The following is a 20,803-nucleotide window of genomic DNA, read 5'->3' as shown; positions in this document are numbered from 1 at the left end:
GCAGCTTTAGAAGTGATGCCCTCGGGCATGAACCCGGACAGCTTAAAGGCAGAAGCCGGAGGTGCACAGCCTGCGATCATCGCAGCGTTGCACCTCCGGCTTCCAGGATTACAGCGAGGTATCAGGCAAGCTGTTCCAGCACAGCCTCGGGAATCTCGGCGTTGGAGTAAACGTTTTGCACGTCATCCAGATCCTCAAGCATATCGATCAGCTTGAGGATCTTTTCAGCCCCCTCCAGATCCAGCTCGGCACTCGTGGTGGGTAACATCACGATTTCGGCATCAGCCGGCTTAAAACCTGCAGCCTCCAATGCGTTGCGAACCGCGTAGAAGCTCGAGAACGATGTAAACACATCGATCGACCCGTCTTCATTGGTCACAACGTCATCCGCATCAGCCTCCATCGCCGCTTCAATCAACGCATCTTCATCAACGTCAGCGGTATACGAAATCTGGCCTTTACGCTCGAACAAGTAGGCCACAGAGCCATCGGTACCCAGATTGCCACCGCACTTGCTGAAAGCATGACGCACAGCCGCTGCAGTCCGATTGCGGTTGTCGGTCATGCACTCAACCATCACCGCCACACCACCGGGACCGTAACCTTCGTAACTCAGCTCCACCATATCATCGGTATCAGCCGCACCGGCACCGCGGGCGACCGCACGATCAATGACATCGCGACTCATGTTTGCCCCGAGCGCCTTGTCCAGCGCCAGACGCAACCGCGGGTTGGACGCCGGATCACCGCCACCCTGACGCGCCGCGACGGTCAGCTCACGAATCCACTTGGTGAAAATCTTGCCTTTTTTGGCATCCTGACGCTCTTTGCGGTGCTTGATGTTCGCCCACTTAGAATGACCTGCCATAACCTACTCCGAATCCTTGTCTGTGAAACCTTGCCAATTGGCACCGAAGTGCCAGTCAGCAATAAAATTTCCGGTCCAACGAGAAAGGCGCATCCGGGGATGCGCCTTCGCTGTTCCGTCTTACTCAGCCTTAGGCTGTTCACGCAAACGAATATGCAGCTCTCGCAGCGCCTTCGCATCCACCATGCCAGGGGCCTGAGTCATGACGCAGGCAGCACTCTGGGTTTTCGGGAACGCAATGACTTCACGAATCGACTGAGCGCCGGTCATCAGCATGACAAGACGATCCAGACCGAACGCCAGACCACCGTGCGGCGGCGCACCGTACTTCAGTGCGTCCAGCAGGAAGCCGAACTTCTCTTCCTGTTCCGCTTCGTCGATGCCCAACAGGCGGAAGACCGCTTGTTGCATTTCTTTACGGTGGATACGGATGGAACCGCCACCCAACTCAGTACCGTTCAACACCATGTCGTAAGCACGGGACAGCGCGGTTGCAGGGTTGGCTTCCAGCTCCTCAGGCGAACACTTGGGCGCCGTGAACGGGTGATGCAAGGCGCTGAAGCTACCGTCTTCGTTCTCTTCGAACATCGGGAAGTCAACGACCCACATCGGGGCCCACTCGCAGGTCAGCAGGTTCAGATCGTTACCCACCTTGATACGCAGCGCACCCAGTGCCTCGCTCACGATCTTGGCTTTATCGGCGCCAAAGAACACGATGTCGCCATCCACGGCACCTACGCGATCAAGGATGACATTGAGATTAGCTTCCGGAATGTTTTTAACGATCGGCGACTGCAGACCCTCAACACCCTTGGCGCGCTCGTTGACCTTGATGTAGGCCAGGCCGCGAGCACCATAAATGCCCACGAATTTGGTGTAATCATCGATCTTGCTGCGCGGCATGCTCGCCCCGCCCGGAACGCGCAACGCTGCAACGCGGCTTTTAGGGTCGTTGGCCGGGCCACTGAAGACCTTGAATTCAACATCCTTGAGTTGATCGGCAACATCTACCAGCTCAAGCGGGTTACGCAAATCTGGCTTGTCGGAGCCATAACGGCGCATGGCCTCTTCAAACGTCATGTGCGGGAATTCGCCGAATTCCAGATCCAGCACTTCCTTGAACAGGGTGCGAATCATGCCTTCAGTCAGGCCCATGATGTCTTTTTCATCAAGGAAGCTGGTCTCGATGTCAATCTGAGTGAACTCAGGCTGACGATCGGCACGCAAGTCTTCGTCGCGGAAGCACTTGGCGATCTGGTAGTAGCGATCAAAACCGGCAACCATCAGCAGCTGCTTGAACAGCTGTGGCGATTGAGGCAAGGCAAAGAAACTGCCTGCATGAGTACGGCTCGGCACCAGATAGTCACGCGCACCTTCTGGCGTGGCACGGGTCAGAATCGGCGTTTCGACATCCAGGAAGCCGTTTTCATCCAAATAACGACGAATGCTGGTGGTCATGCGCGAACGCAGGCGCAGCTTCTCGAGCATTTCTGGGCGACGCAGGTCAATAAAGCGATAACGCAGACGGGTTTCCTCGCCTACGTCAGAAAATTCGTTCAGCGGGAACGGCGGGGTCTCTGCTTCGTTCAGCACCTCCAGCTCGTAGCCCAGCACTTCGATCATGCCAGACGCCATGTTGGCGTTACCGGCACCTGCCGGACGCAGACGGACTTTACCGGTCACCTTTACGACGTACTCGCTACGCACGCGATCTGCGGCAGCGAAGGTTTCAGCACGGTCCGGATCGAAAACCACTTGGGCCAGACCGTCACGATCACGGATATCGAGGAAAATAACCCCACCGTGGTCACGGCGACGGTGTACCCATCCGCAAAGGGTAATTTCCTGGCCTTCCAGGCTTTCGTTCAGTTGGCCGCAATAATGGCTGCGCATCATGGTCGTGTTTTCACTTCTCGTAATTCGAAATTCGGTGGAGGCCTTGCGCACCCTTACTACTGGAGAGTGATGCGCAAGACCCCGCTCATATTCAGACTGTTTTCGCTCAATCTCAGTCGGATTTGTCGCCGCTTGCCAGATTCTTTTTCGAGCCTGTCTTGAAATCTGTTTCATACCAGCCCGTGCCACTCAGGCGAAAGCCCGGCATGGACAGCAGTTTCTTCAATTCAGGCGCCTGGCAGGCAGGACAATCGATCAGTGGCGTGTCACTGATTTTTTGAATGGCTTCCAACTGATGACCGCAGGAAGCACATTGATAATCGTACATGGGCATTGGCGTATCTCGACTATCTGTTAGCGGCGCCCCCTTCAGAGGGCCACAAAGCGCGAGATTATATCTGGTAAATCGAGCCTTTGCAGCCGCGCGAGCGGCCATATCAAGCTAAAGGCACCATAAAGATTGAGCGATTACAAGTCTCTGAACACCGGCACTCGATTTGCCAATGGGTGACTTACCCCCAAAAGAACTGCTTTTGTGGCGCTTCAGTCGTTCCGCGCACAGCATTGGAGAGGTGCATGACGCACACAACACGAATCAGTCCACTGAAGTTTTTTACCCCGCCGTGCCGCAGGTGGACCTCTCTGTCGACGTAAGACAACAAAGCATTTATTGAGCAATCATTATTGCGCGCTATCTCGGATAACACCTCCCAATACACCTCCTCCAGACGAAGACATGTTGCAAACCCGTTTAATCTGACCGATCGCGATAACGGTCGAGCCAAAGACATCCCAAAATCAAGAATGGCAGGATCAATTTTGACCCGTTGAACTACTCTGCCACCCGCCCCTTCATGCCTGATTAATCGCCCCATATTTAGAGCACTCCATCGCAACACCATTTAAGTTAATTAATATTTCCTGAAACACCCTTACATAAAACATTATGTAAAAGTTCTAATCCAGCGGATCTCACCCGCAAATACGTAGGAGCTCTCCCGCTGCACCGATTGAATTCTTGAACGCCCAAGCCCGAGCCCTCAAGCGCCCACCCCCTAGGCAGGCCGTCATTCAAACTCAACCAACCGGGCGACCGACCTTTCCTATCCATTGAGTAACACCCATAGACTTCACACCCACTTTTCCTTCACCTCATATATGCGCAACACCGCCCCCACTCACACCAACTAAAAAAACAGCGCACCTCCCATGCGACTGAATAAATATATATAGGCTTTATTTAAAAACCGCCAAACTTCAAAGCGAAACAAAATTCATCCATTACCAAAAAACCTCAACACCTTTCAGCTTTAGAAATAAATCCACAACGCCACAACATCAAATCATGCACCCGCCGAGTCATAGCCAAAGCAAGAAAAGGATGCATCCTACGCACTCGAAGGAAACACCTTTATTTACCGTTCAGGACCCATAATTTGAGAAGCACCCCGCTTTACTGTTAAATAGGCAGCGTGTCGCTTCCACCAAGGCTTGGTGAAGGTGCATAGGCTGATAAACGTACGTGTCCAACGCCTCCATTTTTTTTCAGAAGCGAACCGTACCCACTCAGCTCTTCCTTGCGATCCATCTTAATGTGAGTCAATCGAAATGTTGAAAATCGTCCACTTGGTGACGGGAACAGCGGCCTTGCTGCTGTCCTTCGTACCCAGCCTACAGTCCGAAGCGGTCCCTTACCTGCAACACGCCGATGCCCTTTACCTGGCATTTCTCGGCTTACTCAACCTCACACTGGCACCTGTCATTCCATTCTGGAATAAAGGAGCACGCCACCAACTGCAAAACCTTGTCAGCGCCTTACTTGTCCTTTCGGTGGTTCTGCAAACACTCACCCTGTTTGACCTTCTGCGGCCGATCGGCGATCAGCCTGCCGTCCTGCTCAGCCTTGTACCGGCTGTACTGGCCGTGCTTCTGCATCTGGCAGTGAGTTTTTACAAATCCTCACCTTCGTCAGCTTCGCAAAACTACGATATGACCAACCGCGATACAGGGACCGTGAAGTGGTTTAACACCTCTAAAGGCTTCGGTTTTATTTCCCGCGACTCCGGTGATGATATTTTCGTGCACTTTCGTGCCATTCGCGGCGAAGGCCACCGCGTTCTGGTAGAAGGCCAACGCGTCGAGTTTTCGGTCATGAACCGCGACAAAGGCTTGCAAGCTGAAGACGTCATTGCAGCATTGCCACGCCGCTGATTTCCCGCGCCACATAAAAAACCGCGAACAGCTTGGCTGATCGCGGTTTTTTTTATTCTCTGCCAGCAGAATCAGTAATGAGGCGGAGGCGCCTCATCCTCAAAAGAGTCGAACTGCCCACCCATTTCTTCCTGACGTTTGAGCAATGCCGCGATCTGCATTTGCAACCGATCAACCGCATTTTGTTGAGCCACCAGCACGTCATTCAATGCCTGGATGGTGTCATCCTGAAAAGCCAAACGGGTTTCAAGATCCGTCACACGAGCTTCAAGCGTCACAACGCGCCCTCCGAAATAGTTAACACGTCACCCATGATCGCTTTGAGCTTGTCACGCAAGCTCAGTACCGCATCACGCGTGTAGGGCTTGGCCGGATGCTTGCCCCAGACCGGGCCAGGCCAGGCAGGATCCGTGGTGTAACGGGCGATGACATGCATGTGCATCTGCTTGACCACATTGCCCAACGTGGCCACATTCATTTTGTCCGCACACAACAGTTCCTTCAGTACACGCGCCACTGCAGTGGTTTCACGCCACATCAATTGCTGATCATCCTCATCCAATTGAAACAACTCACTTATACCCTCGCGGCGCGGCACCAAAATGAACCAGGGGTAATTTGAGTCGTTGGACAGTAAAAGGCTGCACAAAGGGAGCTCCCCTATCAGCCACGTATCCTGTTTGAGACGAGAATCCAAAGCGAACACTGAATGTTCTCCTGTACGACGGGGAATTTTACCAGTGACCAGACGCATCAACCGCCAGCCAGCGCAGTGCAGGATACCTGTGATTCAGGCTTGCATCACGTCACACGGCTAGAGCGATTACACAAAGCCGCACCAAAACGAAACAGCTGACTGGTTTTGGTGCACACAACTGTCACCGCCACCAAGGTTAGGTGTGAACCGGTAACATCTTGGTCGCCCCAACGCCCGGAAATTTTACAATCGGGTAACACACGTTGCGCCAAGCCTGATCCAAGGCGCGCAGCCCCTTCGCTCAAGGCCGCACCAATACCCGCAATCCCCGATTTATAATTTTTTTCAAAACTTTTCAAGATTTGAGCATGCTTGTTGCATAGAGCCTATCTATATCGAGGGCACGCCCTTGGGAAGGGAACGGGCCTGCGATTAACAACCCTAGATCAGAATCTGGGAAGTGGCGCTTCTAACCCGTGGTTTCACGACAGAACGCACCGTTCCCAAACAGTAAAAGCAGTTTCGACAACATGTACAAACACTCATGACCGCCGCACATTTACGACGTCAAAAATGTGTTTTGCGACACAGCTGTAAAGAAGCTGAAAGCTTATGAGGGTAAGTATCGCCAATAGGGCCGGCGTGATATAAGTTTGCGCCGACACAAAAAGAAAGAGCCGCCCAGATAAAAATTCAGGTGGGACGGCAGTACTCTTCCGAAAACCAAAGGAGCAAATCACGATGCGCGTGATGAAGTGGAGCATGATCGCACTGGCTGTATCAGCCGGGACTACGCAGTTCGCAATGGCATCGTCTCAGGACGAAGCCAAGGGTTTCATTGAAGACAGCACCCTGACGTCCAAAACCCGCATGTTGTACATGAACCGTGACTACCGTAATGGCGCTGGCAACATCGCTAAAGAGGGCGGCGGATTCAAAAGCGGTTATCGCGAAGACTGGGGCCTGAGCGAACTGCTCAACTACGAGTCCGGCTTCACTCAAGGCACCGTGGGCGTAGGTGTCGATGCTTTTGCAATGGGCACCGTACGCCTGGATGGCGGTGCAGGTCGCCAGGGCAACGGCCTGTTCGCCACGCGAGGCAATGGCGATCCTGAAGACACACAATCGAAGATCGGTGGCGCAGTCAAATTCCGCATCTCCGACACCGTTCTGAAATACGGCAACCAGTTTGTCGCCAGCCCGGTCTTCTCTACCGATGACAGCCGCTTGCTGCCTGAAGTCGCGACCGGCACCTTGCTCACCAGCAAGGAAATCAAAGGGCTTGAACTGAGCGCAGGTCGCTTCACCAGCCTGAGCTCCCAGACCGGCATGGGTCGCGACAGCATCAACGGCCCGGGCGAGCCCGGCCTGACGGCAGCCAACATCGCCGGCGCGACCTACCAGTTCACCGATAACTTCGTCGGTGGCGTAGCCGCATCGGACGTTGACGATTACTTCAAGAAGCAATACGTCAACCTGAACTACACCCTGCCGATCGCCGAGTCCCAGGCCCTGAACTTCGACTTCAACGGCTACCGCACCTCTAGCCAGGGCAAAGAGCTGGCGGGCGACGTCGACAACAAAATCTGGAGCTTGGCAGCAGCCTACAGCCTGGGCGCACACAAATTCACCCTGGCCTACCAGCGCTCCACCGGTGACAGCGGCTACTACTACGGCGTAGACGGCGGCGGCTCTATCTTCCTCGCCAACTCCGTGCAGTACTCCGACTTTAACGGCAAGGACGAACGCTCCTGGCAGGGTCGTTACGACCTGAACATGGCCAGCTACGGCGTACCCGGCCTGAGCTTCATGGCCCGTTATGTCAACGGTGACAACATCTCCACCTCCGAAGGCGAAGGCAAAGAGCACGAATTCAACTTCGAGAGCAAATACGTGATGCAAGAAGGCCCGGCCAAAGACTTGTCTTTCCGTCTGCGTAGCTCGGTTTACCGCACCACCAGCAACTACGGCGTTGATACCAACGACGTTCGCGTGATCGTTGAGTACCCGCTGAACATCTTGTAATTAAGTGCGTTAATGCCTTAACCGCATCGTGTTCAAACAAAGCCATGCCCTTCAAAGAGGGCATGGCTTTTTAATGTCCGGACTCAGCCATATAGCAAGCTAACTAACTTCTTTAGTGCTTGTCGATACCGTCCCGACCACTAAAGGCACCCGCCAAAAACAATTAAAGAGGCTCTCGCCCCTTCAATTGGTCAATCACACAGACGTCCAGGCCGTAATATTCCCAGCAATTATTCTGCTGCCGACTCTTGCACCACGCGAATCACGCGCTGCGGGAACGGAATATCAATATTGGCTGCTTTTAGTCGATCACGGGACTGTTCGTTGAACATGAACAGCACGTCCCAATAGTTCGGCGTATCCACCCACACGCGTAACGACATGGTGATAGCACTGTCACCCAACGTGGTCACCACTACTACCGGAGCAGGTTCTTTGAGTACGCGCGGGTCATCCGCCAACGCCAGCAACACCTCGCGCACCTTCTGCAGATCGGCCTCGTAATCAACGCCCACATCAAACACCACCTTACGCGTCGGTTGGCGGTTGTAGTTGGTGATGATGCCGTTGGACAAATTGCCATTGGGCACGATGACCGTCTTGTTATCGCCTGTGCGCAGCACGGTATGGAAAATCTGAATGCTGTCGACGGTGCCGCTCACGCCCTGCGCTTCAATCCAGTCACCGATCTTGAACGGACGGAACAACAGAATCAGCACCCCGCCGGCAAAGTTCGCCAGGCTGCCTTGCAACGCCAAACCGATTGCCAGACCCGCCGCACCGATCGCCGCCACAAATGAGGTGGTCTGAATGCCGATCATTGAGGCGACACTCACCACCAGCAGCACTTTGAGAATGATGTTGGCCAAACTGCTGATAAAGCCTTGCAGGGCCAGATCAGCCTTGCGCAACGCCAGCAGATTACCCAGCTTGGCGGTCAGGCGGTTGATCAACCACCAGCCCACAGCCAGTGTAATCAGGGCCAGCAGCACGCGGCTGCCGTACTCCATGATCATCGGAATCCAGGCTTGCGAAGCCTTGATCAAGTGATCCACTTCAGCGTTCAAGTCCATTTATCTCTCCTTGTACCGATACCCGGCGACGTCATTTATTCAGTGAAACGACTGAACCCGACAGGCTCAATCGTTTCTGCAGTGCCCGAAAAAATCGGACGCCGATGATCGCCAGAGGTTCCCCCATGGCCAATGATCATTGATCAATCGCGGAAATTATTGAACTGCAAAGGCAGGTCGAACGTCTTGGCGCGCAGGGCCGCGATGGCTTCTTGCAGGTCATCGCGCTTTTTACCCGTAATACGCACTTGCTCGCCCTGAATGGCGGCCTGAACCTTGAGCTTGGCCTCTTTGACGTGGGCGACGATTTTCTTCGCCATCTCTTTATCGATACCTTCCTTGAGCACCGCTTCCTGCTTCATCAGCTTGCCCGATGCATAAGCATCCTTGACCTCAAGGCACTGCACATCGATCTTGCGCTTGACCAGAGCTAGCTTGAGAATTTCGATCATTGCTTCCAGTTGAAAATCAGCTTCGGCAGTCAGGTTGACCGTCAGGTCCTTTTCCTTGAACTCAAAAGAGCCCTTGCCCTTCAAGTCGTAACGGCGGTCCAGTTCCTTGACAGCGTTCTCGACTGCGTTGGTGACTTCGTGCTTGTCCAGTTCGGATACCACGTCGAACGACGGCATGTGTTTTCTCCAATAATAAAGGGCGCGCTCAACACTGATGGAGCACGCCTGACCTGACAGTTAAAATGCGCGGGCATTATAGCGGTTCTTCGACTTCATTCACGGGCGAGCATTCATGTCTGTACATAGCTTCTGCGGCACCTCGCGACAGCCTTCTGCGCCCTGGCACATTCTGGGGGCAGGCAGCATGGGGTCGTTATGGGCCACCCGCCTGGCTCGGGCCGGGTATGACGTACGGCTGATATTGCGCGATCAAGCGCGATTACAGGCTTACCACGCCGCGCAAGGTTTGACCCTCGTAGAGGGAAGCAACGCCATTTTGCTGCCCATTGCTGCGCAGACGCCTGACGCTGCAGACCCCATCACTCGCGTGCTGGTGGCGTGCAAAGCCTATGACGCTGAACATGCCGTCGCCCAAATCGCACACCGCTTAAGCCCTGAGGCGCACCTGATCCTGCTGCAAAACGGACTGGGCAGCCAGCAGGCCGTGGCCGCGCAAGTTCCACACGCGCGCTGCGTGTTTGCCTCCAGCACCGAGGGGGCGTTTCGTGATGGCGACTGGCGTGTGGTTTTTGCCGGGCAAGGCCACAACTGGCTGGGCGATCCTGAGCAGGGCGCCGCACCCGCCTGGCTTGACGATTTACAGCACAGTGGCATCCGTCACGAATGGTGCCCGACTATCATGAGCCGGTTGTGGCGCAAACTGGCGCTCAACTGCGCAATCAACCCGTTGACCGTGCTGCATCAATGCACAAACGGAGGACTGAAGGCCCATACGCAAACAGTGGATGCGCTGTGCATCGAACTCAGCGCGCTGCTGGTAGGCTGCGCGCAGCCAGAAGCCGCTGTAAACCTGAGCGCTGAAGTGCGCCGGGTGATTGATGCCACTGCCCAGAATTATTCCTCGATGTATCAGGATGTGGCACAGCGTAGGCGCACAGAGATCAGCTATTTGTCCGGTTATGCCTGCCAGGCAGCGCAACGCATTGGCCTGGACACACCTCACTTGCACGCCATCCATCAGCAATTGATAGCCCACCTGACGCACCTCGGTTTGCCCTCTCACTGAGCGCCGCGCTAACCTGCCCGCTCACCCACTCCATACGGCCCCGTCATGCCCTTGCGCCAGCGCCTCGAAAACCTGCCGGTCGGCCAAAAGCTGCTGGCCGCCCTGCTTGTTTTGTTGGCAACCGTGTTGCTGGTGGCCAACCTGACCTTCATCAGCGTGGCTTACTGGATATCCCACGAGAGCACCGCCCCGCAGGCATTGCAGACCTTGGGCAGCCTGGCAGCCAACCCCGGCCTGATGGAACATGCGCTGGATTCGCCCGAAAGCGCCAAGGCACTGCTCACAGAAATGGGCAGCTACGCCCCCCTGCGGGCCGGTGCCATTTATGACGCGTCCGGCCAATTGTTGGCACAGGTGCAGCACGGCGATCATTTGGCGTTGCCCGAACAGATCGGCCAGGTTCAAGCCTGGGGCCGGACTGAACTGCGCAGCCATCACACCTCCCGCCTTCCGAAGGGCGGGCACCTGTTGCTCGTGGCCAGCAGTGAACTGCCCATGGCGTTCTATACCGGCACATTCACCGCCAGCCTCGGAATTCTGGTGTTCAGTGTATTGCTGTGGCTGTTGATCGCGCGCCAGATCAAGCGCCTGATCACCCAACCCATCTATCAACTCGAAGAGCTGTCCCGACAGGTCACACGCGAAGAGAACTATTCGTTACGGGCTAAACCGGGCAATAACGATGAAATCGGCAGCCTCGCGGAGGCGTTCAATACCATGCTCTCGCGCATCGAGGCGCGTGAGCAGGAACTCAAACGCGCCCGGGATGAAGCGCAGGCAGCCTACGATCAAGCCCAAGCGCTGGCAGAAGAAACCCGCCACACCAATCGCAAGCTGGAACTTGAAGTACAGGTGAGAAGCAAGATCGAGAAAAAGCTCACCGGTTTTCAGATCTACCTCAACAGCATTATCGATTCGATGCCTTCTGCCCTGATCGCACTGGACGAACAGCTCTACGTCACCCAGTGGAACCAGGAGGCCAGCGCCCTCTCCGGCACCCCTCTGGATGAAGCCTTGAATCAACCGGTGTACCTGGCGTTTGAACCCCTCAAACCCTTTTTGCCACAAATCAAAGACACCATCGCCCATCACCGCGTGGTCAAGATCGAGCGCGTGACCTGGACCCAAGGTGAGGACACCAGGCAATACGCGCTGACCTTCTATCCACTGATGGGCGGCGGCGGGCGCGGTGCTGTGATCCGCATCGATGACATCACCCAGCGTCTTTCCATGGAAGACATGATGGTTCAATCCGAGAAGATGCTCTCTGTGGGCGGTCTCGCCGCGGGGATGGCCCATGAGATCAATAATCCATTGGGTGCCATTTTGCATAACGTGCAGAACATCCGGCGGCGCCTGTCCAACGACCTGCCCAAGAACATTGAGCACGCCGCGTTGACAGGCGTAGACCTCGATGCGATCAACCGCTACTTGCAGGCCCGCGAAATCCCGAAACTGCTGGATGGCATTCAACAGGCGGGGGCGCGTGCAGCCAAAATCGTGACCCACATGCTCAGCTTCAGTCGCCGCAGCAATCGCCAAATGAGCCCTTGCGACCTGTCAGCGCTGATCGATCAGGCGATCGATATCGCGAGCAATGACTTCGACCTCGCCATCGGTTTCGACTTCAAGGGCCAGGCCATCACTCGTCAGTTCGACCCTCAACTTGGCCCGGTGCCCGGCATTCCCAACGAATTGGAACAGGTGCTGCTCAACTTGCTGAAAAACGCTGCACAGGCGATTCATCAGCGCCAGGACACCACCGAACCCGGCCGCATCATCCTGCGCACGAAGCTCAATCCACCCTGGGCAGAGATCCAGGTCGAAGATAACGGCGCAGGCATGCCTGAGAACGTGCGCAAACGTATTTTTGAACCCTTCTTCACCACCAAGGAAGTTGGCCAGGGCACGGGGCTGGGTCTTTCCGTGTCCTACTTCATCATTACCAATAACCACAAAGGGCAAATGGAAGTGCATTCAACCCCGGGCCAAGGCACGTGCTTTACGCTGCGTTTGCCATTGGCGCCCGTCCACGACTCTACCAAGCTGGAACTGTAACCATGGGCTTTCGCTTATCGAAGATTTACACCCGCACCGGCGACAAAGGCGAAACAGGTCTGGGGGATGGCCGTCGCGTGCCCAAAGATCATCCTCGGGTCGAGGCCATTGGAGAAGTGGACTCGCTAAACAGCCAGCTGGGCCTGTTGCTGGCCGGTTTGCATGAGCAAAGGGTCCAGACACCGGGCCTTGAGGAACTGATCGAGGTACTGACGCCCTGCCAGCACCGCCTGTTTGACCTGGGAGGCGAGCTGGCAATGCCTGCTTATCAGGCGCTCAAACTGAGTGAAGTCGAACGGCTTGAGGCGGCAATTGACCACTGGAACGAGACGCTTGGGCCATTGGAAAACTTCATATTGCCAGCAGGCTCTACCCTGATCGCCCAAGCCCATGTGTGCCGCTGCCTCGCGCGCAGTGCCGAGCGTCGCTGCCAGCACCTCAATGCCGTCGAGCCACTGAACGGCCCGGGGCTGGCCTACATCAACAGGTTGTCAGACCTGCTGTTTGTGGCGGCACGCTTGATTGCCAAGCGGCAAGGGGTTGCAGAAGTCTTGTGGCAGGCCGCCGATAAACCCGCTGACTGATGCGCCGGCTGCCGTCACTGGCGCTTGCGCGGCAACACCGTAGGTACGCCAGGGACTGCAGTTGTGCGCTCATGCGCGGTGGCGTCAGCTCATGCCTGGGGCCAGAACGCGCGAATACCCGCTACACCTTGTGCGCCGACGCCCCATGCCTGCTGACGGTCATCCGGCCCCAACCCGCCCAGCAGGAACACTGGCTTGTTAAAGCCGGCGATCAATTGCTGCGCCTGCTCCCACCCCAAAGGCTCCATACCGGGATGGGTCTCGGTGGGCAACACGGGCGACAAGGTCACGAAGTCCACGTCCATTTGTTCTGCCAACGCCAATTCCTCAGCGTTATGACACGACGCTGCCAGCCAGCGATCTTTAGGGAACGGTCGGCCTTTGGCGGCGTATTTACGCAATTGCGCTGCCGTCAAATGCCAGCCGGCTGACGGAAAATCACCCAACCACTCCAGAGGCCCTTTGAGCATCAGTTGCGCCTTGCCCGCGCACAGCCCCGTGGCGTCCACGGCCAGATCCCGATACTTGGGGTCATAGCCTTTGGGGGCACGCAGGGAAATCAGTTTGATGCCGCCCGCTATGGCCTTTTGCACCCCCTTTAACAGTTCAGGAGGCTCCAGGCCGTCGGGGGTGATCAAGTACTGATCAGGCAAGCGCGCTGCCGCAACGATAGGCTGATTGGCGGGCGGAAATGCGTAATTCGCCAAGTCCCGCGGGGCCACCCACGCCAAAGGCTGACCTTCTATGCCGTGGGCCACACCGGTAAACGACGACACTTCCCACACGTCCAGCAGCACATGCTTGTCGGGATAATCGTGCTTCACGGTGATCAATGGGCGAGCCGAGGTCACGTCGATCCCCAGCTCTTCTTTGAGCTCACGGCCCAAAGCAGCGCTGACAGACTCGCCAGCTTCAACCTTGCCGCCGGGAAACTCCCACAGGCCGCCCTGATGCTGTGTATCAGCACGACGGGCAATCAGGATTCTGCCGTCGCTGCCTCGAATGACGGCCGCAGCCACATGAACGCGTTTCACCCTTGAACTTCCTCTACTCCGGCCTGTTGCCAGGCTTTGAACGTGGACTACCGAATCAGCAGTCTTGACTTGCACCGGTCGGTGATTCGCACGCCAGTCAAGCGCACTATGCTTGCCTGACTGACACGCGGTGTCGAGACGACTTAGGTCCGGTACTCGGCGTTGATTTTCACGTACTCGTGGGACAGGTCGGTGGTCCAGATGGTTTCGCTGCACACACCGCGACCCAGCTCGATGCGGATGGTGATCTCTTCGCGCGCCATCACCGCAGAACCTTGCTCTTCGGTGTAGGTCGCCGCACGCGCACCACCACTGGCGATACACACTTCGCCGAGGAACACATCGATCTTGCTGACATCCAGATCCGGCACACCGGCACGCCCCACAGCGGCCAATATCCGGCCCCAGTTGGGATCAGAGGCGAACAGCGCGGTTTTGATCAACGGTGAATGGGCCACGGTATAGCCGACGTCCAGACACTCCTGATGGTTGGCGCCGCCATTGACTTCAACGGTGACGAACTTGGTTGCACCTTCGCCATCGCGCACGATGGCCTGCGCCACCTCCATGCACACGTCCAGCACCGCCTGCTTGAGCGCGTCGAACAAAGGCCCGCGGGCTTCGGTGATTTCAGGCAGGTTGGCCTTGCCTGTGGCAATCAACATGCAGCAATCGTTGGTAGACGTGTCGCCATCGATGGTGATGCGGTTGAACGATTTGTTAGCGCCGTCGAGCAACAGATCCTGCAGCACCTCGCGCGACACCTTGGCGTCCGTCGCGATGTAACCGAGCATGGTGGCCATGTTCGGGCGAATCATGCCTGCGCCTTTGCTGATCCCGGTGACGGTGACGGTCACGCCATCATGCTGAAACTGGCGGCTCGCCCCTTTGGGCAAAGTGTCAGTGGTCATGATGCCAGTAGCCGCTTCAGCCCAGTGATCCTCTGCGAGATCGTCCAGGGCTGCTTGCAGTGCGCCTTCAATTTTCTCGACCGGCAGAGGCTCGCCAATCACCCCCGTGGAGTACGGCAGCACAGCACTGGCGTCCACTCCCGTCAACTCGGCCAACTTGGCACAGGTACGTGTGGCAGCTGCCAGACCCGGCGCGCCGGTGCCCGCATTGGCATTGCCGGTGTTGGTCAACAAATACCGCACAGCGCCTTGCACACGCTGCCTGGCCAGAATCACCGGCGCTGCGCAAAACGCATTCAGGGTGAACACACCCGCCACGCTGGAGCCCTCGGCGCAGCGCATCACCACCACATCCTTACGCCCTGGGCGCTTGATACCGGCTGAAGCAATCCCCAGCTCAAAACCCGCAACCGGGTGCAAAGTGGGCAAAGGACCAAGACCAACTGCCATGATGCGCTCCTCAATAAGCTGTCTGCGCCGCCCTTGAAAGGCGGGAATTCAATGGTAAAACGCCGCGACGGCTAATGCCGGTCGCGGCGCAGGTGTTTCAGCAGATGAAACGGGTTATCAGTTGATTTGCCCGTGACAGTGCTTGAATTTTTTGCCCGAACCGCAGTAGCACAGTTCGTTGCGACCGAGCTTCTGCTCGTTACGAACAGGGTCGGTTGCAGGCGAGACGTCTGAGACGTCTGCACCGTCCAGCACTTCGGTCAATGCATCCGGCTGATCAAGACCCGGGGCTTCTGCATGCTGGAACTGCATGCGCGACGCCAGATCTTCAGCTTCCTGACGCAGACGCGCCTCTTCTTCAACAGGGTCTTCGCGACGTACCTGAACGTGCGAGAGCACGCGGATCGAATCGCGCTTGATCGAGTCAAGCAGCTCGGAGAACAGGTTGAAAGACTCGCGCTTGTACTCCTGCTTCGGGTTCTTTTGCGCATAACCGCGCAAGTGAATGCCGTGACGCAGGTGATCCATGGTCGACAGGTGGTCTTTCCACAGGTCGTCCAGTACACGCAGAACGATCTGCTTCTCGAACGTGCGCAGCGCTTCAGCGCCCGCCTGTTCTTCTTTCTCGTTGTACGCCGCAATCAGCTCAGCCAGCAGCTTCTCGCGCAGGGTTTCTTCGTACAGGTGATCGTCTTCATCGAGCCACTGCTGGATCGGCAGTTTCACGCCGAAGCCGCTTTCGATGGCGGACTCAAGACCTGCAACGTCCCACTGCTCCGGCAACGACTGTGGCGGAATGTGAGCGCTGATGGTGCTGTCGAGGACATCCTTACGGAAGTCAGCGATGGTTTCGCCAATATTGTCAGCGGCCAGCAACGTATTACGCATGTGATAAATCACTTTACGCTGCTCGTTGTTGACGTCGTCGAACTCCAGCAATTGCTTACGGATATCGAAGTTGCGGCCTTCAACCTTGCGCTGGGCCTTTTCGATAGCGTTGGTCACCATGCGGTGTTCAATCGCTTCGCCGGACTGCATGCCCAGGGCTTTCATGAAGTTTTTCACCCGGTCAGAGGCGAAAATGCGCATCAGGCTGTCTTCCAGCGACAGGTAGAAACGGCTGGAACCCGAGTCACCCTGACGGCCCGCACGGCCACGCAGTTGGTTGTCGATACGGCGCGACTCGTGACGCTCGGAAGCGATCACGTGCAGGCCACCCGACTCCAGCACTTGCTGGTGACGTTTCTGCCAATCGGCCTTGATCTGGGCAATCTGCTCAGGGGTCGGGTTTTCCAGGGAAGCCACTTCCACTTCCCAGTTACCGCCCAGCAGGATGTCAGTACCACGGCCCGCCATGTTGGTGGCGATGGTCAGCGCGCCTGGACGGCCCGCCTGTGCAATGATTTCAGCTTCTTTTTCGTGGAACTTGGCGTTCAGAACCTTGTGCTCGATCCCTTCCTGCTTCAACAGGTTGGACATGTGCTCGGAGGTTTCGATGGTCGCCGTACCCACCAGCACCGGACGGCCTTTGGCCATGCAGTCCTTGATGTCCGCCACGATGGCTGCGTACTTCTCGTCCGCCGTCAGGAACACCAGATCGTTGTAGTCTTTACGCGCCAGCGGCTTGTTCGGCGGGATAACCATCACCGACAGACCGTAAATCTGGTGGAACTCGAACGCTTCGGTGTCTGCCGTACCGGTCATGCCGGACAGTTTGTTGTACAGACGGAAGTAGTTCTGGAAGGTGGTCGAAGCCAGCGTCTGGCTTTCTGCCTGAATGTTCAGGCCTTCCTTCGCTTCGATGGCCTGGTGCAGCCCCTCGGACAAACGACGGCCCGGCATGGTACGCCCGGTGTGTTCATCAACCAGCAGCACCTGACCGTCTTCAACGATGTATTCAACGTTGCGGTGGAACAGTTTGTGAGCGCGCAGTGCCGCGTACACATGGGTCAGCAGGCCCAGATTGTGCGCCGAATACAGGCTTTCACCTTCAGCGAGCAAACCGATCTGGGTCAACATTTCTTCAACGAACTGGTGACCGGCTTCGTTCAGCTCGACCTGACGGGTCTTCTCGTCGATGGTGAAGTGACCCGGTTTGGTCACTTCGCCTTCCACTTCTTCGATGTGCTGCTCGAGGCGCGGAATGAGCTTGTTGATTTCGGTGTACAGCTTGGAGCTGTCTTCGGCCTGACCAGAGATGATCAGCGGCGTACGGGCTTCGTCGATCAGGATCGAGTCGACTTCGTCGATAACGGCAAAGTTAAGCTCACGCTGGAATTTTTCTTCCATGCTGAAAGCCATGTTGTCACGCAGGTAATCGAAGCCAAACTCGTTGTTGGTGCCGTAGGTGATGTCGGCGGCATAGGCTTCGCGCTTTTCCTGTGGCGGCTGGAACGGCGTCACGACGCCGACCGTCAGGCCCAGGAATTCATAAAGCGGGCGCATCCAGTTGGCATCCCGGCGCGCGAGGTAGTCGTTCACCGTCACAACGTGTACGCCCTTGCCGGACAACGCGTTGAGGTAAACGCCCAAGGTCGCTACCAAGGTCTTACCTTCACCGGTACGCATTTCTGCGATCATGCCTTCGTGCAGGGTCATGCCACCGATCAGCTGGACGTCAAAGTGGCGCATGCCCATGACGCGCTTGCCCGCTTCACGGCAGACCGCGAAGGCTTCAGGCAGGAGTTGATCGAGGGTCTCACCTTTTGCTATGCGGGCCTTGAACTCTTCGGTCTTGGCACGCAATTGCTCATCGGTCAGAGCAACCATCTGCTCTTCGAGGGCATTGATGACCTGAACCTTCTTGAGCATGCGTTTAACTTCGCGCTCGTTCTTGCTTCCAAAAAGTTTCTTTAACAAAGGCGCAAACATATCGGCAGGATCTTCCACACATAGGGATGGAGGGCGGCCCCGAGAGTCGCCCGAGCAGCCCTGATGGCCGCATGCGAGCGAGCATTCTACCCGGAAACGGCGGTGAGGAAAGTGGCGTTATTCCACGATACTGGTGCAGCGTTGTGACGGGGCTTCACTAAAATAAGGGCTTTTTACTGAACTTCAACCCATAAGACCAAGAAGTTACTCATTGATTTTGCTGCCAAAGTGGCAAGCCTGCGGATCGAGCGCAGTCAGGCGGGCGGTTTCTGCTAAGATTGCGCCTCAGTTTTCTCAGGTGTTTGAACATGGCATTTCGCCCACATCCAGCGCGGGCACCCTCTGTCCTGCTGCGCGAGGCCAAACCGTTAAAAGCCATTTTCGGCCACGCCAAGCGCTTGGCCCACCTGCAACGCCTGCTTGAGAGCCAACTCCAGCCCGCGGCCCGCGAACACTGCCATGTGGCCTCGTGGCGCGAAGGCAGCCTGCTACTGATTGTCACAGACGGCCACTGGGCAACACGCTTGCGCTACCAGCAAAAACGCCTGCAACGTCAATTGCAGGCGTTCGACGAATTTGCCAGCCTGACCCGCATTCTATTTAAAGTGCAGCCGCCCACCGTGCTGGCCAAAGTCGCCGGCCACACGCTGGACTTGTCAGAAAACGCCGCGCAGACCATTCAAGCCACCGCCGAGGGCATCACTGACCCGGCACTGCGGGCGGCCCTTGAGCGGCTGGCCAGCCATGCGAAGCCCAAGTCCGATCCGGCCTAGGCCCGCCTCGCTATCATTTACGCTTGTTGCCACCCAGCAACGACCCGAGCAAGCCCCGCACCAACTGGCGCCCCATCTGATTAACGGCCTGACGCGCCATCGACTGCAAAGCTTTGCCCGTCGACGTCCCGAGGAACTCCCCGGCCTGATCCAGAAACCCGGGCTCTTTGGCCTGCCCCGGCGCCGGCTCTTCACTGATACCGCCTTTGCGCGCCATGAGCACTTCGTAAGCAGACTCTCGATCAATCGGCTTGTCGTAACGCCCCTGCAATGGGGAGGTGGCAATCAGGCCGTTACGCTCGGCCTCGCTCAAAGGACCGATCCGCGACTGCGGCGGCGCAATCAACACCCGCTGCACCATTGCCGGAGTGCCTTTGTCCTCCAACATACCGACCAGGGCTTCGCCCGTGCCCAGCTCCGTCAGCACTGCGAGCGCATCGAACGCCGGATTGGGTCGAAACCCGTCAGCCACGGCCCTGAGGGATTTCTGCTCCTTGGCAGTGAATGCACGTAAACCATGCTGAATGCGCAACCCCAATTGCGCCAGAACCGTGTCAGGCAAGTCCGCCGGTGATTGCGTGACGAAGTACACCCCTACGCCTTTGGAGCGGATCAAGCGCACCACTTGCTCCAGTCGATCCTGTAGCGCTTTCGGCGTACCGGCAAACAGCAAGTGCGCCTCGTCAAAAAATAGAGCCAGCAACGGTTTGTCCGCATCACCGCGCTCGGGCAACTGCTCAAACAATTCGGCCAGCAGCCACAGCAAAAAGGTGGCATAGACCTTGGGCGCCTCATGCACCAAACGGCTGGCATCGAGCAAATGAATGCGCCCTCGCCCGTCGCGGTCTGGCTGCAAAATATCTTCCAGTTGCAATGCCGGTTCACCAAACAGCGCCTCAGCACCCTGCTGCTCCAGCGTCGCCAATCGACGCAGCAGCGCCTGGCTCGAACCGGTGGTCATCAACGCCGCGTCATCACCCAGCACCTCGGGGTGGTCACGCAGGTGATTGAGCAACGCCTTGAGGTCTTTGAGATCCAGCAGCAACAGGCCTTCGCGATCGGCCACTTTAAAGGCTGCGTACAGCGCTGATTGCTGGCTGTCCGTCAGCTCGAGCAGACTGCCCAGCAAGAGCGGCCCCATTTCACTCAAGGTTGTGCGTAATGGATGACCGGTCTTGCCTTGAATATCCCATAGCGTCACCGGATAAGCCTTGGGCTGGAAGTTAAGCCACGGCATGCCCGCGATGCGCTCCGCGATCTTGCCCTGAGGGTTACCGGCAGCCCCCAGACCGCACAAGTCCCCTTTGATGTCGGCAGCAAACACCGCCACACCGGCGTCACTGAACTGCTCTGCCAAGCGTTGCAGCGTGACGGTTTTACCTGTCCCCGTGGCGCCCGCGATCAAGCCGTGACGATTGGCCAGACGCAATGACTGGGCGACGGGCTGACCCGCAAGGTCGGCGCCGAGAACTAAAGCTGAGGAATCAGGCATTTTTCCACCTTAAATTAATCTTTCGCGGTAACACGTCGATACAACGTTAATGCTAGACCAGAAAAATCCGAAATTAACGTCGGAAAGAGCGCAAATAAATATAGAAATTGCTCGGGTTCAGTCAGTGCTTTCTATGTTGTGCGTATTTCATGTCGGCAGGCA

General features: G+C 56.7%; 19 protein-coding genes. 6 read left to right on the top strand and 13 right to left on the bottom strand.

Annotation, left to right across the window (positions count from 1 at the left end):
• Window positions 1-121: 121 nt before the first annotated feature.
• The 4 genes from BKD70_RS11950 to BKD70_RS24225 all read right to left on the bottom strand — a co-directional run bounded on the left by BKD70_RS11950 (window position 122) and on the right by BKD70_RS24225 (window position 3,639).
• Window positions 122-868, bottom strand: a complete 747-nt coding sequence (locus BKD70_RS11950; RefSeq protein ID WP_047276727.1) for a YebC/PmpR family DNA-binding transcriptional regulator — start codon at window positions 866-868, stop codon at window positions 122-124.
• A gap of 120 nt (window positions 869-988) precedes the next feature.
• The gene (aspS, locus tag BKD70_RS11945) at window positions 989-2,764 is read right to left on the bottom strand and encodes an aspartate--tRNA ligase (RefSeq protein ID WP_047276729.1); all 1,776 of its coding nucleotides are present in this window, start codon (window positions 2,762-2,764) and stop codon (window positions 989-991) included.
• A 112-nt stretch (window positions 2,765-2,876) separates the two neighbouring features.
• Complete coding sequence (locus BKD70_RS11940) at window positions 2,877-3,098, bottom strand: FmdB family zinc ribbon protein (protein ID WP_047276733.1); 222 nt, start codon at window positions 3,096-3,098, stop codon at window positions 2,877-2,879.
• A 178-nt stretch (window positions 3,099-3,276) separates the two neighbouring features.
• Window positions 3,277-3,639, bottom strand: a complete 363-nt coding sequence (locus tag BKD70_RS24225; RefSeq protein WP_047278006.1) for a ribbon-helix-helix domain-containing protein — start codon at window positions 3,637-3,639, stop codon at window positions 3,277-3,279.
• Between the two features lie 733 nt (window positions 3,640-4,372).
• Between BKD70_RS24225 and BKD70_RS25550 the strand changes: the two genes are divergently transcribed.
• The gene (locus BKD70_RS25550; RefSeq protein WP_047276735.1) at window positions 4,373-4,975 is read left to right on the top strand and encodes a cold-shock protein; all 603 of its coding nucleotides are present in this window, start codon (window positions 4,373-4,375) and stop codon (window positions 4,973-4,975) included.
• A 71-nt stretch (window positions 4,976-5,046) separates the two neighbouring features.
• On the opposite strand, the gene BKD70_RS11930 is transcribed toward BKD70_RS25550, so the two are convergent.
• The 3 genes from BKD70_RS11930 to BKD70_RS25030 all read right to left on the bottom strand — a co-directional run bounded on the left by BKD70_RS11930 (window position 5,047) and on the right by BKD70_RS25030 (window position 6,031).
• The gene (locus tag BKD70_RS11930) at window positions 5,047-5,253 is read right to left on the bottom strand and encodes a SlyX family protein (RefSeq protein WP_047276737.1); all 207 of its coding nucleotides are present in this window, start codon (window positions 5,251-5,253) and stop codon (window positions 5,047-5,049) included.
• On the bottom strand, window positions 5,250-5,681 hold the full coding sequence (locus BKD70_RS11925; RefSeq protein WP_047276739.1) for an HIT domain-containing protein: 432 nt from the start codon (window positions 5,679-5,681) through the stop codon (window positions 5,250-5,252). Before BKD70_RS11925 ends, BKD70_RS11930 begins: the two co-directional genes overlap by 4 nt.
• Before the next feature lie 95 nt (window positions 5,682-5,776).
• A complete protein-coding gene (locus BKD70_RS25030) occupies window positions 5,777-6,031 on the bottom strand; it encodes a hypothetical protein (RefSeq protein WP_169859544.1) in 255 nt (84 codons plus the stop codon).
• Between the two features lie 382 nt (window positions 6,032-6,413).
• On the opposite strand from BKD70_RS25030, the gene BKD70_RS11920 reads away from it, so the two are divergent.
• Window positions 6,414-7,697, top strand: a complete 1,284-nt coding sequence (locus BKD70_RS11920; protein ID WP_047276741.1) for an OprD family porin — start codon at window positions 6,414-6,416, stop codon at window positions 7,695-7,697.
• A 230-nt stretch (window positions 7,698-7,927) separates the two neighbouring features.
• On the opposite strand, the gene BKD70_RS11915 is transcribed toward BKD70_RS11920, so the two are convergent.
• A complete protein-coding gene (locus BKD70_RS11915; RefSeq protein WP_047276743.1) occupies window positions 7,928-8,770 on the bottom strand; it encodes a mechanosensitive ion channel family protein in 843 nt (280 codons plus the stop codon).
• Between the two features lie 143 nt (window positions 8,771-8,913).
• Entirely contained in the window at window positions 8,914-9,399 is a 486-nt protein-coding gene (locus tag BKD70_RS11910; RefSeq protein ID WP_047276745.1) for a YajQ family cyclic di-GMP-binding protein, read from the bottom strand.
• Window positions 9,400-9,514: 115 nt separating this feature from the next.
• Between BKD70_RS11910 and BKD70_RS11905 the strand changes: the two genes are divergently transcribed.
• From BKD70_RS11905 to BKD70_RS11895, 3 genes are read left to right on the top strand one after another with little or no spacing between them, the layout of a single operon-like run.
• Complete coding sequence (locus BKD70_RS11905; protein ID WP_080960365.1) at window positions 9,515-10,468, top strand: putative 2-dehydropantoate 2-reductase; 954 nt, start codon at window positions 9,515-9,517, stop codon at window positions 10,466-10,468.
• Between the two features lie 45 nt (window positions 10,469-10,513).
• Window positions 10,514-12,526: a HAMP domain-containing sensor histidine kinase gene (locus tag BKD70_RS11900; protein WP_047276749.1), complete on the top strand. Its 2,013-nt coding sequence runs from the start codon at window positions 10,514-10,516 to the stop codon at window positions 12,524-12,526.
• A 2-nt stretch (window positions 12,527-12,528) separates the two neighbouring features.
• The gene (locus BKD70_RS11895; protein ID WP_047276751.1) at window positions 12,529-13,110 is read left to right on the top strand and encodes a cob(I)yrinic acid a,c-diamide adenosyltransferase; all 582 of its coding nucleotides are present in this window, start codon (window positions 12,529-12,531) and stop codon (window positions 13,108-13,110) included.
• A gap of 89 nt (window positions 13,111-13,199) precedes the next feature.
• On the opposite strand, the gene BKD70_RS11890 is transcribed toward BKD70_RS11895, so the two are convergent.
• The 3 genes from BKD70_RS11890 to secA all read right to left on the bottom strand — a co-directional run bounded on the left by BKD70_RS11890 (window position 13,200) and on the right by secA (window position 18,376).
• Complete coding sequence (locus tag BKD70_RS11890) at window positions 13,200-14,144, bottom strand: Nudix family hydrolase (RefSeq protein WP_047276753.1); 945 nt, start codon at window positions 14,142-14,144, stop codon at window positions 13,200-13,202.
• Between the two features lie 143 nt (window positions 14,145-14,287).
• Window positions 14,288-15,505: a bifunctional glutamate N-acetyltransferase/amino-acid acetyltransferase ArgJ gene (gene argJ / locus BKD70_RS11885; protein WP_047276755.1), complete on the bottom strand. Its 1,218-nt coding sequence runs from the start codon at window positions 15,503-15,505 to the stop codon at window positions 14,288-14,290.
• 117 nt (window positions 15,506-15,622) lie between these two features.
• Window positions 15,623-18,376 (bottom strand): preprotein translocase subunit SecA, encoded by a 2,754-nt coding sequence (gene secA / locus BKD70_RS11880; protein ID WP_047276757.1) that lies wholly within the window; start codon window positions 18,374-18,376, stop codon window positions 15,623-15,625.
• 308 nt (window positions 18,377-18,684) lie between these two features.
• On the opposite strand from secA, the gene BKD70_RS11875 reads away from it, so the two are divergent.
• On the top strand, window positions 18,685-19,149 hold the full coding sequence (locus BKD70_RS11875) for a DUF721 domain-containing protein (protein WP_047276759.1): 465 nt from the start codon (window positions 18,685-18,687) through the stop codon (window positions 19,147-19,149).
• 13 nt (window positions 19,150-19,162) lie between these two features.
• Here the strand turns inward: BKD70_RS11875 and BKD70_RS11870 are convergent, their stop codons facing one another.
• Entirely contained in the window at window positions 19,163-20,641 is a 1,479-nt protein-coding gene (locus BKD70_RS11870; RefSeq protein ID WP_047276762.1) for a helicase HerA-like domain-containing protein, read from the bottom strand.
• Window positions 20,642-20,803 lie beyond the last annotated feature (162 nt).

Source organism: Pseudomonas sp. BS-2016, from assembly GCF_001806145.1.
Taxonomy (GTDB): Bacteria; Pseudomonadota; Gammaproteobacteria; order Pseudomonadales; family Pseudomonadaceae; genus Aquipseudomonas; species Aquipseudomonas lundensis.
Note: the sequence above shows the minus strand (reverse complement) of the source record. Positions and strands in the feature narration are given on the sequence as shown.